Origin of the sequence: Kitasatospora sp. NPDC004723, from assembly GCF_040609255.1 — a bacterium.
In the GTDB taxonomy this organism is placed as follows: Bacteria; Actinomycetota; Actinomycetes; order Streptomycetales; family Streptomycetaceae; genus Kitasatospora.
The window spans coordinates 75899-89852 of record NZ_JBEXJT010000034.1 but is presented as its reverse complement, the minus strand read 5'-3'; the positions used below and the strand labels follow the sequence as shown (position 1 = coordinate 89852).

The window sequence follows — 13954 nt, the reverse complement described above, 5'->3', positions numbered from 1 at the left end:
CAGGAGGACGGCGCCGTCGCGGTTGAGGATGAGGGCCTGGTGGCCGAGGCGTCGGCGGGGCGGGTTGGTGAGGATGGCGGGGAGGTGGTGCAGCACGGGGGTGCTCCTGTTGGGCGAGAGCCAGGTGAAGCAGGCGGGCAGTCCGGCGCAGATGCCGGCGGTGAGGATCAGCCCGGATATCAGCAACTGCGGTGCGAGCGGCCCGTTGTGGATGGGCCAGCAGACGAGGGCGGCGGTGAGGGTGGAGAGGGTGGCGACGCCGAGGACGGTGGCGAGCAGCTTCACGCCACGTCGGCGACGCGGGGCCGGCTGGGGTGCTGGACGCTGACGAAGCGGGGCTCGGCGAGGGCCTGGATGTGTTCGGGCTTGGTGGTCCACTCGCAGCCGCCGGATTCGGGGCGGAGGTAGACCAGCCCGGCGAGGGTGTCCATGTACACGGCCTCGATGGGCTTGCCGGAGAAGTCCCGGTGCCCGAGGTCTCGGACGATCTCGCCGACGGTGGGGGTGTCAATGGGCATGCGGGGGCGACTGGGCATGGGGGCTCCTGGTTGCGCTGTGCATAGGGATCGCTACGACCCGTATCCATGGTGGGGCGATCTGGGCTACGATCGGAAGGGCTCGCACTGGACACTTCGGCCATGTGGGATTCGGGCCTTTGGAGGCGATCGAACATGCGGCGAACAGAACTTGACCCCACGTCATCGCCCGCGGCGGCCTTCGGAGTTCAACTCCGCAGATCACGCGAGGCGAAGGGGTTCACCCAGGTCGATCTGGGGAAGATCATCGGCTACAGCGACACCCTCGTGTCCTCCATCGAAAGAGGGACGCGCAATCCCACCCAGCTCTTCGCCATCAAGTCCGATGATGCGCTCGACACCGGCGGCACCCTGGAGCTGATGTTCTGGAACATCAGCAACACCTCGCTCCTCGAAGGGTTCCCCGAATACGCAGCTCAGGAGGCCAAGGCAGTCGAGATTCGACACTTCGAACTCGGCGTTGTTCCTGGGCTTCTACAGACCCGGGAGTACGCGGCGGCGTTCGCCGCCGCCGCTGTACGACGCGGAAAGATCACGCAGGAGCAGGCGGACGACCGGGTCAATTTCCTCCTGACCCGACAGAAGCTGCTGGACCGAACGCCGGCTCCGTGGCTCCACTTCGTCCTCGACGAGGGATGTCTCCACCGGCCGGTGGGTGGTCGAGATGTGATGCGACGCCAGCTCCGACACCTGGCGGAGCTGGCGACCAGGCCCTACGTCACCATCCAGATCGCCCCGTACAGCCTGGCCGAGGAGTTGCCGTTCACGATGGTGGTCACGTTGCTGACCATGGCCGACCGTTCTCTACTGGCCTACTCGGAGTGCCAGATGCGGGGGTTCCTCGTTCGGCAGAGCGAAACTTCCCGATCCTTGGAAAGGGACTACCATCAACTCACAGTGGAAGCGCTGCCGAAAGCCGCCTCGCTGGAGATGATCCGTCAGGCGTGAAAGGAACGTCATGAACGGCCCCGTAGACCTGTCCAACGCTGCCTGGTTCAAGTCCTCCCACAGCAACAACGGGGGGACCTGTGTCGAGGTCGCCCCCGACTTCCCCGGCCTCGTCCCCGTCCGCGACTCCAAGGACCCGTCCGGCCCCGCGCTCGTCTTCCCCTCCGACGCCTGGCGATCCTTCATCTCCGCCGTCCAAGCGGACGAGTTCGACACCATCTGATCACCACCACCCAGAGGCCCCGACCGCCGGCCCCCGACCGGGTTCTCCGGTCGGGGGCCGCGGAACTCCTCGCGACTGCCGTAGATTTGCCCGTGCCCACGGCACAGCGGAGGGCGGGAGGGCGGGAGGCGCTTTGCGGGACGGTTTTTCCGATGGGTTCTTCACTCGCCTGGCACGCGAGACACATCCGGTGGACCTGATGTGTCTCTACCTGCTGCACGGCTCCGCCGCACGGATCCCCGGCCTGCTCGTCGATCGGCGGACGCTCTCGTTCGACTACCTGAGCCGGAACGTCCGTCCCGACCACCGCTCCAGCTTCGACGACGCGGACATGTTCTCGCTCTCCATCAGGCGAAAGGTCCACGGGCGGCTGTACGGCCTGGAGTTCAGGCTCCACTTCATCGCCGGTGAGCCCTACGCCGACGCGGTAATCCCCTTCGGCTCCCCCGTCGGCCTCCCCCGGTTCATGCACCACCTCCGTGGGCACCACGGGTGGGGGGCAGCCGCGGGTGACTGGGACTTCGACGTGTACACCGACGTGCACGATCTCCGCGAGAGCATCGTGCTGTTCGGCAACCGGCGCGAGGTCTGGTTCCAGGTCGACCGGGGCCGGCTGGTGACCGGCCGCCTGCACGGCAACCGCTTCGGGACCGGCGCCCAACTGCACGCGGGAGGCGTGCTGTTCCCCCACCGTCTCGCCGCCGTCGAAGGCGCCTCCGCCGAGGCACGGGCATACCGGCGGTACGTCGCCAGGCTGCGCGACCCTCTCCCCACCCGCAAGGGGCGCCCGGACCGCCCCAGGACAGACGTTGCCCGTGCGCTACCCGCCGGCCGTCATGGACCACACATCGCCCTCGCCCGGGACGCGGACCCCGCCCACGTGCGGCAGCTCTCCGACCAGATCGCGAGCCGCAAGCGGACCTGACCCGAAGCCATCGGCCGGATCTGCACATGTTCAGCCACCGGGGCCTCTGACACGACGCGCCGCCCGGACCGGAGCCCGGCGGCGCGTCACCTCACGCTAGGCCGGACCTCAACCGATCCGTTGTCATACACCAGTGGTGCCGTCGATGCGCTCCCGGAGCAGGTCGGCGTGGCCGTTGTGGCGGGCGTACTCCTCGATCATGTGGACGTAGATCCAGCGGAGGCTGACGTCCTGCTCCATGAAGCGGCCTGTGTCGGTCAGGGCACGGGCGGCGCAGAGCTCGCGGCTGCGGGCGATCTCCGCGTGCCAGGTGGCCAGAGCGTCGTGCAGTGTGGCGCCCTCGGCCAGTTCGAAGCCGCCGTCGGGGGCAGACGGGTCGGCCTGCGGGTCGTAGATGGGCGGGGCCTGCTCTCCGGCGAACACTCGGCGGAACCAGTTCCGCTCCACCTCCGCCATGTGCTGGACGAGGCCGGTCAAGGTGAAGCCGGACGGTTGCACGGACGCGACGGCGGCCTGCCCATCGTCCAGGCCCTCGCACTTCCTGGCGAGGGTGACGCGGTGAAAGTCAAGCCAGCTTTCGAGCGTGGTGCGCTCGTCGGCGTTCAGGGGCGGCAAAGGCCGTTCGATCGAGCTCATCGGTCGATTATGTCGGCAACGGCCGAAGCCCTCCACCGGCAGGACCTCCGGCAGGGCGAACGTTGCCTGCTGCGGCACCAGGACCTGACGTGGCGGTGAGTCAGCCCCTTGGTGGTACTGGTTTCACCATCGGACCGGGTCCTGGGCGCATGGCACGCACCGGTCGTGGTGATCTAGGTTCGAGCCGTGATGATTCCTCCCGGGCTGCGGCGCTCGGTCCTTCGGGCGCGGCGGGACGCCGGTTTCCTGGCTGCCGGCGTGCTGCCGCACCTGGCGCTGGTGCCGGTGTGGAGCTGGGGCGTGGCGACCTCCGTCGAGGCCGGGAACTGGCCGCTCGGGCTGCCCGCCTCGGTCGCCGTGATCCTGCTCGGCGTGCCGGTGCTGACGGCTGTTCAGCGCGCCCGGCACCGGGCGCTGCTCGGCGTGTTCCTCCCCCGGCCGACGCCCGCGCCGGAGCGGCGGTGGCCGGGGGCGGCGGCCGCCCGTTGGCTCCGCGCGCCGCGCACCTGGGGGCAGCTCGGCTACCACCTCCTGCTGGGCCCGGTCCTGGCGGTGTCGGAACTGCTGGTGCTCATGGCGCTGCCCGTGGGCCTGGCGGGCGCCGGCTGCTCCGCCTGGGCGTGGGAGCTGCCGGTGGAGGTGCGCGAGAAGTGGTTCGGCGCCACGACGCAACTTCCGTGCTACACGCTGGGCGGACTCGTCCTGCTCTGCGCCGTTCCGTGGGCGGCGGGGGCGGCGGCCCGCGGCGAGACGCGTGCGGCGATGGCTCTGCTCGGGCCCAGCCCGGCCCAGCAACTCCGCGAGCGGGTGGACGCGTTGGACCAGAGCCGCACCGGCCTGATCGAAGCCGTCGACGCCGAGCGCCGCCGCATCGAGCGCGATCTGCACGACGGCACCCAGCAGCGGTTGGTCTCGCTCGCGGTCAACCTGGGCCTGGCGATGGCCACCCAGCCCGACCTGCCGGCCGGAGCCCGCGAAGCGCTCGCCGGGGCACACCTGGAGGCCAAGCAGGCGATCGAGGAACTCAACGACCTGGTCCGGGGCCTGCATCCGGCCGTGCTCGAAGACCGGGGCCTGGACGCGGCGCTGTCCGGACTGGCCGCCCGGGCGCCCCTGCCGGTGCGCCTGCGGGTCGATCTGACGGAGCGGGCGGCGCCCGCCGTGGAGTCGGTCGCGTACTTCGTGGTCTCGGAGGCGTTGAGCAACGTGACCAAGCACGCCCGCGCGACGCGTGCCGAAGTGACCGTCCGGCAGGTCGGTAAGGTGCTGCGGGTGAACATCACCGACGACGGGCTGGGCGGGGCCGACGCCCGCGCCGGCACGGGACTGAGCGGGCTGGCCAAGCGGGTCGGCTCCCTCGACGGCACCCTGCAGGTCAGCAGTCCCATCGGCGGACCGACCACGGTGACGGCGGAGTTGCCGTGCGAGCGGTGATCGCCGAGGACTCGGTGCTGTTGCGGGTCGGCCTGGTCAAGGTGCTGGAGATGGGCGGGTTCCAGGTCGCCACCGAAGCCGGGGACGGCGAGGCACTGTTGGCGGCGGTGGCGGAGCACCGGCCCGAACTCGCGCTGGTCGACGTCCGGATGCCGCCGGGCTTCACCGACGAGGGGGTGCGCGCCGCGGTGGAGATCCGTCGGCGCTGGCCGGGGACGGCGGTGGTGCTGCTGTCGCAGTACGTGGAGGAGCGGTACGCGGCCGAGCTGCTCTCCACCAACACCGGCGGCGTCGGCTACCTGCTCAAGCAGCGCGTCGCCGATGTGGCGGAGTTCGTGGCGGCGGTGCGGCGGGTGGCGGAAGGCGGCACGGCACTGGATCCGCAGGTCGTCTCACAACTCCTGCTGCGCCGCGACCTGGACCCGCTGAAGCGGCTCACCCCGCGCGAACGCGACGTCCTCGGCGTCATGGCCGAGGGCCGCTCCAACGCCGGCATCGCGCAGGCACTGGTGGTCGGCGAGAGCGCGGTGGCCAAGCACATCAACAACATCTTCGCCAAACTCGACCTCCCCACCGCCGACGCGGACCACCGCCGCGTCCTCGCGGTGCTGAGGTTCCTGGCGGCGTCAGGAACCTGACCGGCCGGAACCCGGCCGAAGCCGCAAGCGCGCGACCGCCGCCGGGCTCTCACGCCACCTTCCAGCCGTGGGCGTACTCGATGTGCATCATGCCCGGGCCGTGGCGCAGGGGGCGTCCGTGCCGGGCGCCGTCGTGCTCCAGGGTCACGCACTCGTGGGTCCCGGGGTAGTCCAGGGCGCGGGCCGGGCCGTCGGTCACCAGTGCGTGCACCAGTGCGCCGGTCGAGCGGAACGCCGTGGCGGTGCCGGTGAGGAACAGCGTCCCGGCGGCGTGGCCGAAGCGCAGCTCGTCGCGCCGATTGCCACGGCGCGCGGGCCGGTCGTCGTCCTCGCCGCCCCTCGGGAAGTCGGTTGCGGGGATCTCCATCGTGTGCGGCCTCCCGGCGCCCAGCCGGCCCCGCACCGCCTTCCAGCGCGAGGGCGGGAACCCCAACGCGGGCTGCACCAGCACCAGGTCCAGCACCACCGACGACCGCTGCCACTCGCCGATCCCCGCCGGCCCCTCGCGCCCCGCCTTCAGCGGCACGTGCACCAGCGACCGCCGCGACCGTGCGGCCAGCCCCCACGCCACCGCCAGGCTCTCCGCCGCCTGCCGGTCCACGTACATGTCCAGCGACCAGCCGTTGTCGTACAGCACGGCCCGACCCGACCTCGGGCCGCGCTGCGCCCCGACTTCCCCGCCTCGCCACCGATCCGGCCGGAGCAGTTCCCGCTCTGGGTGGTGACCGCCGCCGACCGCGCCTACGGCTTCCCGAACGCACCCGTCGCGCCGAGCTGACCGCGCGGCCCGTTCCTGCTTCCATGGGCGGATGCCCGAGACACCCTCGCCGTTCCTCCCGCCGCCCGCCGAGGTGCTCGGCGCCCGCCGCATCCGGCTCGTCGAAGTGCCCGCCGCCCGCCTGACCGCCGAGGAGCGGCGGGCCCGGGACCGCGTCTGGGCGGAGATGGTCCTGGCCAATCCCACACTCTTCGACGGCCCGGTGGTGGCGTGCGCGGGCACCTCGTGGCCCCGGCCGGGCGAACTCCACGTCTTCTGGACGCGCGTGACGTACCGGCACTACGCGCTCCGCCACGTCACCGCGTCCGCCGCCCCCACCGCCTCCCTCTCCGTGAGCGTCCTGCAGCCCACCGACGACGGCCGTCTGCTCGTCGGCCGGATGTCCCCGACCACCGCCGCCCCCGGACGCTGGCAACCGCCCGGCGGCGCCGTCGAACCCCCGCCCGACGGCGAGCGCCTGGACCTCGCCGCGCTGCGCCGCAACGCCGCCCGGGAACTGGCCGAGGAGACCGGAGTGACCGCCGGGCCGGGCGAGTTGGCGATGTGGGCGGTCACCCGGGGCCGGTACGGCAGCGTCGGCGTGCTCTTCCTCGCCCCGCCGCAACCCGAAGCGGCACTGCGCGAGCGGTTCGGCGCCCTCGCGCCGCCCGAACGGGAGCTGGTCGAGCTGGCCTTCGTCCGCTCCCCCGCCGACCTGCCGGGCCTCCCCGGCCCGCACGCCGACTACCTCGCCCCGGTCGTCCGCCGCTTCGCCCGCCTCCGGCCGCCGGGCTAGAGATCGTCTTCGAAGATCAGGTCCAGAGCAGGGACGAGGCGTGGTGGCGGCGACTTGTGGGACTCACGGGTCTTGTGTGGCGCTCGGGCTGCCCGTCGATGACAGCTTCAGCCGGCAACCGACGTCGTCACATCCCGCCAATCATCCCGAGAAGGTGACATTCCCGCCATCGATACCGACGGCTTCCGGACGGTCCTGCACAGATTTCAGCCAGTCGGCCGAATCCTTGCGTGAATTCTGGACACCCGAGCGTCTGCAGCGCGCAGCAGAGAACGAGCTGCCCGCTCCGGTCGTCACGTTCGAGTCCGCCAAGAGGGCCCACGAGAAGGCACAGAAGAATCAGAGGAAAGTGCGGGAGCATGGCCCCGTGGCGGCGGACGCCGCAGCCCCTACGGGCAGGGCCACAGTCACGGCCTCGCCGCTCACCACCAACAGCGCAATCGCCGACCTCTCGCGCTCGGACCTGGCGTCGCCGCTCGGATGGCAGGTCAACATCGCGGGCAGGCTCTTCTTCTCGACGGGCGACGGCGGGTACAGTTCATGCACCGCCTCCGCCATCGTGTCAAACAACAAGAACTCGATCTGGACTGCAGGCCACTGCATCCACGGAGGAAAGAATGGGGGCTTCTACTCGAACTTCGTTTTTGCCCCCGGATACGATGAAACCGCTCCGTGGGGATACTGGCCCCTTCAGAAAGGCATCGTCTCATCCGCCTGGGCGAACGACAGTGACTTCCACTGGGGCGATGTCGGCGGCGGAATCGTCGCCGCGCCGGAGGCTGGGTACGGAAATCTTCAAGATTGGACCGGAGCCTACGGCTACCGATTCAACAGTGACTCCGATATCGACGACGTCACTTCGCTCGGCTACCCCGCCGACGGGTACAACCGCACGAGCGCAGAGCTCTACAACGGAACCAAGCCGATGTACTGCCACGGCAACGCCGTAGACGCCGGCAACTGGAATCCGCTCGACAACCGCCTCAAGCTTGCCTGCGACATGGGTGGCGGAGCCAGCGGCGGCCCCATGATCATCAACTTCGGTGTCAACAGCCAGATCGTGGGAACGAACAGCCACCGCATCGCCGACGACCATAACCAGTGGGTCGAGAACTACCTCTACTCGTCCAACCACGGAGGAAACGCCGCCGGCGTGATCAACTGGCTCAACGCCAACTGATCAACCCGCAGGACCGTGGGTCCGTGACAGACGTCGCGGACCCACGTCCGCCTCTACTTCCCAGACGGGTGCACTCGTTCCATCAGCGGCGTGGGGGGACTCGTGCGCAGGAGTTCCTCGAATGCGGCCGGATCCTTCACGTATCGCTGCATCTCGGGCGAGAGCGGAAGATCCTCCTGTACGACCACGCCCGCAGAATCGCCGGCCACGGCCACTGCGGTGGCCGTGCCCGCTACGACCAGAACCCCGGCCGTGGCCGCCAGCACCAGGCGAGTCCGCTTCATCATCGCCGCTCCCTCTCCAGGACTCGGGCCAGCTCCGCCGGCCGGGGCGGCCTACGCGGCAACTTCGTTTCCCAACAGGAGAGTAGGCGCCATCAGGTACCTCCGTCGACCCGGTTCGCAGCGACACGCTGTGCCAGTCGACCAGTTGGCAACGGGAACGAGGCATCGCAGAACACATACGAGTACGCCGCCCACCCGGAAGGCGGTCGCCCCGGGCCGGCAGCGTCACCTATGTTGGCGTGATCACCGAGCGAGGAGCGGCAGTTGCGTCACGTCGAAGCCCCGGAGCCGGCCCGGCTCGCCGCCTACGGTTCCCTCGCGACCCGCCTGTCGCTGCTCGGCGACCGGCGGCTCGGTGAGGTCGTGGCCGACGCCCGGCCCCTCGGGACCGGCGTCGGCGGCACGTCCGCGGCTCTGGAGGTCGACGGGACGCGGGTGTTCGTCAAGAAGGTGCCGCTGACGGACCTCGAACTCCGCCCGGAGAACGTCCGCTCCACGGCGAACCACTTCGGCCTGCCCACCTTCTACCAGTACGGGATCGGCTCGGCCGGGTTCGGCGCCTGGCGGGAGCTGGCCGCGCACACCATGGCCACCCACTGGGTCCTGGGCGGCGAGTACGACGGCTTCCCGCTGATGTACCACTGGCGCGTGCTGCCCGACACGCCGCCCGAGGGCTTCATGGACTACCTCGGCGGCGTCGACGGCGCCGTCGCCCACTGGGACGGTTCCCCGGCCGTGCGCGAGCGGCTGGAGGCGATCGGACGGGCCGGCCACAGCCTGGTGCTCTTCCTGGAGCACGTGCCGCAGACGCTCACCGCCTGGCTGCGCGAGCAGCGGGACGCGGGCCGGTACGGGTGGGCGGCCGACGCCGTGGCGCGGGGCGCGGCCTTCATGCGCTCGCGCGGGCTCGTGCACTTCGACGCCCACTTCGAGAACCTCCTCACCGACGGCCGCCGCGTCTACTTCGCGGACTTCGGGCTCGCACTCAGCACGGACTTCGAACTCTCCCCGGCAGAACGGCAGTTCTTCGCCCACCACCGCGCCTACGACCGCGACCACACCGTGACCCACCTGCTCCGCCACCACCTCCTCACCCCCTACCGGGGCGACACCGAGCCGACCGCCTTCCTGGAGCAGTGGCTCGCCGGCCGGCGGCCCGACGGCGTCCCGGCGGAGGTCGCGGCGATCGTCGACCGGCACGCCCGGACCGCCGTCGTCCTGGGCGGCTTCCAGCGCCGGCTGCTCACCGAGAGCAAGCGCACGCCGTACCCCGCCGCCGAACTCGACCGCGTCACGGCCGACGCCGGGTAGCCCGGTCGCGCGCCTCCGCTACCCTGCCCCGGTGGAGACCGACGATCACCCGGACGACGACGCCGTGTGGGCCCCGCTGTTCGCGCCGCCCGGACCGGGCGCGGAGCTCATCGAGATATGGCTGGACTGCCTGGTCTTCAACAAGGCTGCCCCGACGGACGTCCACCTCGCCCTCCTCGACGCCGGACACACCGGCCTCCTCCGCCGCAGCAACCTCTCGCCCGCCCGGTGGGACCGTCTGCTCGCCGCCACCACCGGGCGGGCCGACCACGAGCAGCTGCGGAAGGCGGCCGACGCGGCCCGTGAAGGCGAACCCGCCCCCGAACCCGGCCGCAGCCCGGATTCCGAGCCGCCCGCGACTTCGGAGGGAATCGCCGAACTGGCCGACGCCGTCCCCGACATCGAGCCGAGCGACCGGACCTACGCCCTGCCCTGGGTCGCCGCCCTCCACCACGACCCCGCCGCCATGCGGCAGTTGGCCGCCTCCCCGAAGGCCTGGGTCCGCCGCAGCGTCGCCCGCGCCCGCCGGCTGCCCCCGGACGTCGTCGAACTGCTCGCCCGGGACGAGGACTTCGCCGTCCGCCTCTTCCTCACCGAGTCCTGCGACGACGCCCCCGCCGAGCTGCTGCTCGGCCTCTGGGAGGAGGGCTGGTCCGGTAGCTTCTCCTTCCCCGGCCGCCCGCGCAACCATCCCCACTTCCCCCGTGACGGCCTGCTCCGCTTCCTCGACGACCCCCGCCCGCACATGCGCCGGCTCGCCCTGGACGACCCCGCGTCCACCGCCGCCGACGCCGAGCGCCTCGCCCGCGACCCGGACCCGATGGTCCGTCGGGAGGCCGCCCACGACCCCCGGCTCTCCCCCGCGACCGTCGCCGCGCTCGCCGCCGACGACGTCTCCCACCTCAACAGCTTCGCCCACCGGCACCCGGCCCTGCCCCCGGCGCTGCTGGCCGCCGCGCTCCGGGACCCGTTCACCGCCGAGGACGCCGCCGTCAACCCGAGCCTGCCGGTGGCCGTCATGCACCGCATGATCGCGGCGGCGGCGAGCGCACGGACCGCCGACGCGCGGTAGCACGGAGTGGGAAGTCGGACCCGCCGACTTCCCACACCGCCGACGCTTCTACGAGCGTGCGCCCGGCGCCGCGCACAGGGCGTCGTCGACCAGCTTGCTCATGGCCCGCTCCACGCCCAGCACCTCGTCCGCGGAGGCGGCGAGCACGCCCGACAGCGAGACCGTGACGGTGCGCCGGCCGTCGGCGGTGGCTCCGGTGGCGGTGACCCAGCCGGCGTCGCCGCCCTCGTGGCCCCAGTACCGCCCGCCGCAGGACAGCGGGCGGGAGAACAGCCCCAGGCCGTCGCGGGCGCGCGGCATGAGCTCGCGGAACTCCTGGCCGATCCGGACGGTCCGCTTCATCTGCGCCAGCTGCGCCGGCGGCAGCAGCCGGCCGCCGAGCAGGGCACCGAAGAACCGGTCGAGGTCGGCGGTGGTGGAGACCAGCCCGGCCTCCCCGTTGGTGCCCGAGCCGACCTGCTCGGTGACGTCCACCAGCGGCTCGCCGGGCCCGAAGCTCTGGTAGGTGCGGGCGTGCGGCTCGGGCAGCGTGGGGGACGTCCCCGGCCGGAAGGTGTGGTCGAGGCCGAGCGGCCGGGAGATCCGCTCCCTGACCTCCACGTCCCAGGTCTTCCCGGTGACCCGCTCGATGATCATGCCGAGCAGGACGTACCCGGTGTTGCCGTAGCGCCACTGCTCACCGGGCTCGGAGTCCGGGTGGTGGCCCATCGCCCGGGCGACGATCTGCTCGGGCGTCCAGCTGTCGTACCGGTACCGCTGGAAGTCCTCCGCCGAGGTGTAGTCCGGGTAGTCGTCGTGGAGGCCGCCGGTGTGCTGGAGCAGCTGACGGACGGTGATCGCGCGCCCGTCGTTGCCGTTGCCGGACACCACGCCGGGCAGCCACCGCTCGACCCGGTCGTCCAGCGAGAGCCGGCCCTCGCCGACGAGTTGCAGGACCACGGTGGCCACGAAGGTCTTGGTGACGCTGGCGATCCGGAAGTGGCCGTCGGCCGACACCGGCCGCCCGTCCGCCAGATCGCCGACGCCGCTGGTGACGGTCGCGTTGCCGCCGGCGGAGGTGGTCAGGCGGGCCTGCACGCCCGTCACGCCGAGTGCGGTGATCGCGTCGGCGTCGCGCTGCAGGCGTGCCTCCGGGCGCTCGGCGGCGGCCGTCGCGCCGGGCACGGTGGTGGCGAGGGTCGCCGTCACGACGGCGCCCAGCGCCAGGCTCCGTGCGAAGGATCGCTTCGTCGATCGCTTCGTCGATCGGGTCGTCGATCGGGTTGTCTGTCGGATCATCGGTCGGGTCGTCATGGGCGTTGACGGTAGGTCCGGCCGAGGTGCGCCCGCGCTACCGCCCACGGGCGGGAAAACAGGGTGGTGGGCTGTAGTGCCGGGCCCGGTGATCATGCCTCAGACTTGGGCGGATGAAGCACCGGGGGACCGATCGGCTGTCGGCGACGTGGCGCGCGCTGGGCTATCTGCTGGGAAGCCTGGGCGCCGCCGCGCTCGCCCTGGCCGCGCTGCCCGTACTCCTCCTCGTCCCGAGGGCGGCGCGGGCCTGGGCGTCCTGGCACCGCCGCCGCGCCGGCCGGCTGCTGCGCGCACCGGACGACGGTCCCGTCCGGGTCGGGACGTGGCACGCACTCGGGTGGCTGGGCACCTCCGTGGTGAGCGGCCCGGCGTTCGGGCTCGTCGCGGTGGCGTGCGCGGGCAACACGCTGACGACGGCCGTCACCGTGCCCCTGTGGTGGGCGCTGCCCGCCGGCACCCGCGCGGGCGGCTTCGCCGCCGGCGTGCCGCTGACCGGCTGGGGCACCGCGCTGACGTGGGGGACGGCGCAGTTCGTCGTACTCGCGGCGCTGACCCTCTGGCTGGTCCCGCTGCTGGCGCGTCTGCACGCCCGGAGCTGCGTGGCGCTGCTCTCCCCCACGGCCGCCGAGCAGCTGGCGCGGCGGGTGGAGACGCTGACCGAGACCCGGGCCGGGGCCATCAACGCGCACGGTCTGGAACTGCGCCGCATCGAACGCGATCTGCACGACGGCACGCAGGCCCGGCTGGTGGCCATCGCGATGCGCCTGGGCCTGGCGCGTGAGCTGCAGGACACCGACCCCCGGATGCTGGCCAGGCTCCTGGAGGAGGCGCACGAGAGCGCCGAGGAGGCCATGACGGAGCTGCGCGCGGTGATCCGCACGATCTACCCGCCGATCCTCGCCGACCGCGGCCTCACCGGGGCCCTGACCTCGCTGGGGAGCCGCTCGGCGATCGACACCACCCTGGAGATCGGCACCCTCGGCACCGTCCCCGCCGCGGTCGAGGCCGTCGCGTACTTCACGGTCGCCGAGGCGCTCACCAACGCCGCCAAGCACAGCCGGGCCACCCGGACCACCGTCCGCGTCGCCCGCGACGGCGACCGGCTGTCGATCGAGGCCTCCGACGACGGGGTCGGCGGCGCCGACGAGGCGCGGGGCACCGGCATCGCCGGGATCCGGCACCGCGTCCTGGCGCTCGACGGCACCCTCCGCCTGCACAGCCCCGGCGGCGGCCCGACCACGATCACCGTGAGCCTGCCGTGCGGGTCGTGATCGCCGAGGACAACGTCCTCCTCTCCAACGGGCTGGAACTCCTGCTGACCGCCGCGGGCTTCCAGGTCGCCGCGATCGTCCAGGACGCCCCCGGCTTCCTCGCCGCCGTCGCCGAGCACCGGCCGGACGTCACCATCGTCGACGTCCGGCTGCCACCGGCCTTCCGCGACGAGGGCATCCACGCCGCCATCGAGGCCCGCCGCCGGCACCCCGGCCTGCCCGTGTTGGTCCTCTCCCAGTACGTCGAGCAGCAGTACGCCGGCGAACTGGTCTCCGACGGGCGCGGCGGCGTCGGCTACCTCCTCAAGGACCGGGTGAGCCGGGTGAGCGAGTTCACCGACGCACTGCGCCGGGTCGCCGCGGGCGGCACCGTGATGGATCCCGAGGTGATCGCCCAGCTCCTCACCCGCCCCGCCCACGACCCGATCGCCGCCCTCACGCCGCGCGAACGCGAAGTCCTCGGCCTGATGGCCGAGGGGAAGGACAACGCCACGCTCGCGACCCGGCTCGTCATCACCGAGAACGCCGTCCACAAGCACATCGGCAACATCTTCGCCAAGCTCGGCCTCTCCCCCGCCGACAGCGGCCACCGTCGCGTCCTCGCCGTCCTCACCTACCTCAGCCGTCACTGACGGCGGTTGGGGTCCCGG

17 protein-coding genes are annotated in these 13954 nt (G+C 72.0%); 11 read left to right on the top strand and 6 right to left on the bottom strand.

Annotation, left to right across the window (positions count from 1 at the left end):
• Together ABZW10_RS27150 and ABZW10_RS27145 are read right to left on the bottom strand one after the other, a co-directional pair.
• Positions 1–285, bottom strand: a 285-nt coding sequence (locus tag ABZW10_RS27150) for a hypothetical protein (RefSeq protein WP_355370522.1), incomplete at its 3' end; no start/stop codon positions are given.
• A complete protein-coding gene (locus tag ABZW10_RS27145; protein ID WP_355370519.1) occupies positions 282–536 on the bottom strand; it encodes a hypothetical protein in 255 nt (84 codons plus the stop codon). The genes ABZW10_RS27145 and ABZW10_RS27150, both read right to left, overlap by 4 nt.
• Before the next feature lie 135 nt (positions 537–671).
• Here ABZW10_RS27145 and ABZW10_RS27140 point away from each other — a divergent pair, with 135 nt between their 5' ends.
• From ABZW10_RS27140 to ABZW10_RS27130, 3 genes are all read left to right on the top strand, one after another.
• Positions 672–1484: a helix-turn-helix transcriptional regulator gene (locus ABZW10_RS27140; protein ID WP_355370517.1), complete on the top strand. Its 813-nt coding sequence runs from the start codon at positions 672–674 to the stop codon at positions 1482–1484.
• A gap of 10 nt (positions 1485–1494) precedes the next feature.
• On the top strand, positions 1495–1707 hold the full coding sequence (locus tag ABZW10_RS27135) for a DUF397 domain-containing protein (RefSeq protein WP_355370514.1): 213 nt from the start codon (positions 1495–1497) through the stop codon (positions 1705–1707).
• A 190-nt stretch (positions 1708–1897) separates the two neighbouring features.
• Positions 1898–2632, top strand: coding sequence for a hypothetical protein (locus ABZW10_RS27130; protein ID WP_355370511.1), 735 nt, complete (start codon positions 1898–1900; stop codon positions 2630–2632).
• A 123-nt stretch (positions 2633–2755) separates the two neighbouring features.
• Here ABZW10_RS27130 and ABZW10_RS27125 read toward each other — a convergent pair whose 3' ends face one another.
• Positions 2756–3268, bottom strand: coding sequence for a DinB family protein (locus ABZW10_RS27125; RefSeq protein ID WP_355370508.1), 513 nt, complete (start codon positions 3266–3268; stop codon positions 2756–2758).
• 189 nt (positions 3269–3457) lie between these two features.
• Here ABZW10_RS27125 and ABZW10_RS27120 point away from each other — a divergent pair, with 189 nt between their 5' ends.
• Together ABZW10_RS27120 and ABZW10_RS27115 are read left to right on the top strand one after the other, a co-directional pair.
• Positions 3458–4702 (top strand): histidine kinase, encoded by a 1245-nt coding sequence (locus ABZW10_RS27120; RefSeq protein WP_355370531.1) that lies wholly within the window; start codon positions 3458–3460, stop codon positions 4700–4702.
• Positions 4690–5340, top strand: a complete 651-nt coding sequence (locus ABZW10_RS27115; protein WP_355370505.1) for a response regulator transcription factor — start codon at positions 4690–4692, stop codon at positions 5338–5340. Before ABZW10_RS27120 ends, ABZW10_RS27115 begins: the two co-directional genes overlap by 13 nt.
• A 49-nt stretch (positions 5341–5389) precedes the next feature.
• On the opposite strand, the gene ABZW10_RS27110 is transcribed toward ABZW10_RS27115, so the two are convergent.
• On the bottom strand, positions 5390–5977 hold the full coding sequence (locus ABZW10_RS27110; RefSeq protein ID WP_355370503.1) for a hypothetical protein: 588 nt from the start codon (positions 5975–5977) through the stop codon (positions 5390–5392).
• 172 nt (positions 5978–6149) lie between these two features.
• On the opposite strand from ABZW10_RS27110, the gene ABZW10_RS27105 reads away from it, so the two are divergent.
• Both ABZW10_RS27105 and ABZW10_RS27100 read left to right on the top strand, forming a co-directional pair.
• Positions 6150–6893: an NUDIX domain-containing protein gene (locus tag ABZW10_RS27105; RefSeq protein WP_355370500.1), complete on the top strand. Its 744-nt coding sequence runs from the start codon at positions 6150–6152 to the stop codon at positions 6891–6893.
• A gap of 76 nt (positions 6894–6969) precedes the next feature.
• The gene (locus ABZW10_RS27100) at positions 6970–8073 is read left to right on the top strand and encodes a hypothetical protein (protein ID WP_355370497.1); all 1104 of its coding nucleotides are present in this window, start codon (positions 6970–6972) and stop codon (positions 8071–8073) included.
• Between the two features lie 53 nt (positions 8074–8126).
• On the opposite strand, the gene ABZW10_RS27095 is transcribed toward ABZW10_RS27100, so the two are convergent.
• Positions 8127–8360, bottom strand: a complete 234-nt coding sequence (locus tag ABZW10_RS27095; protein ID WP_355370494.1) for a hypothetical protein — start codon at positions 8358–8360, stop codon at positions 8127–8129.
• Between the two features lie 261 nt (positions 8361–8621).
• On the opposite strand from ABZW10_RS27095, the gene ABZW10_RS27090 reads away from it, so the two are divergent.
• Positions 8622–9668 carry a protein kinase family protein gene (locus ABZW10_RS27090; protein ID WP_355370491.1) on the top strand — a complete coding sequence of 349 codons (1047 nt, stop codon included), beginning with the start codon at positions 8622–8624 and terminating at the stop codon, positions 9666–9668.
• Positions 9669–9699: 31 nt separating this feature from the next.
• Entirely contained in the window at positions 9700–10740 is a 1041-nt protein-coding gene (locus ABZW10_RS27085) for a hypothetical protein (RefSeq protein WP_355370489.1), read from the top strand.
• A gap of 48 nt (positions 10741–10788) precedes the next feature.
• On the opposite strand, the gene ABZW10_RS27080 is transcribed toward ABZW10_RS27085, so the two are convergent.
• Positions 10789–11928, bottom strand: coding sequence for a serine hydrolase domain-containing protein (locus tag ABZW10_RS27080; RefSeq protein WP_355370486.1), 1140 nt, complete (start codon positions 11926–11928; stop codon positions 10789–10791).
• 218 nt (positions 11929–12146) lie between these two features.
• On the opposite strand from ABZW10_RS27080, the gene ABZW10_RS27075 reads away from it, so the two are divergent.
• The gene (locus tag ABZW10_RS27075) at positions 12147–13304 is read left to right on the top strand and encodes a histidine kinase (RefSeq protein ID WP_355370484.1); all 1158 of its coding nucleotides are present in this window, start codon (positions 12147–12149) and stop codon (positions 13302–13304) included.
• The gene (locus ABZW10_RS27070; protein WP_355370482.1) at positions 13292–13936 is read left to right on the top strand and encodes a response regulator transcription factor; all 645 of its coding nucleotides are present in this window, start codon (positions 13292–13294) and stop codon (positions 13934–13936) included. Before ABZW10_RS27075 ends, ABZW10_RS27070 begins: the two co-directional genes overlap by 13 nt.
• Positions 13937–13954: the final 18 nt, after the last annotated feature.

Excerpts from the sequence above, each read along its gene's own strand:
- ABZW10_RS27140 (WP_355370517.1), top strand. The coding sequence starts at position 672 with ATGCGGCGAACAGAACTTGACCCCACGTCATCGCCCGCGGCGGCCTTC.
- ABZW10_RS27075 (WP_355370484.1), top strand. The coding sequence starts at position 12,147 with ATGAAGCACCGGGGGACCGATCGGCTGTCGGCGACGTGGCGCGCGCTG.
- ABZW10_RS27095 (WP_355370494.1), bottom strand. The coding sequence starts at position 8,360 with ATGATGAAGCGGACTCGCCTGGTGCTGGCGGCCACGGCCGGGGTTCTG.
- ABZW10_RS27120 (WP_355370531.1), top strand. The coding sequence starts at position 3,458 with ATGATTCCTCCCGGGCTGCGGCGCTCGGTCCTTCGGGCGCGGCGGGAC.
- ABZW10_RS27105 (WP_355370500.1), top strand. The coding sequence starts at position 6,150 with ATGCCCGAGACACCCTCGCCGTTCCTCCCGCCGCCCGCCGAGGTGCTC.
- ABZW10_RS27125 (WP_355370508.1), bottom strand. The coding sequence starts at position 3,268 with ATGAGCTCGATCGAACGGCCTTTGCCGCCCCTGAACGCCGACGAGCGC.
- ABZW10_RS27145 (WP_355370519.1), bottom strand. The coding sequence starts at position 536 with ATGCCCAGTCGCCCCCGCATGCCCATTGACACCCCCACCGTCGGCGAG.
- ABZW10_RS27135 (WP_355370514.1), top strand. The coding sequence starts at position 1,495 with ATGAACGGCCCCGTAGACCTGTCCAACGCTGCCTGGTTCAAGTCCTCC.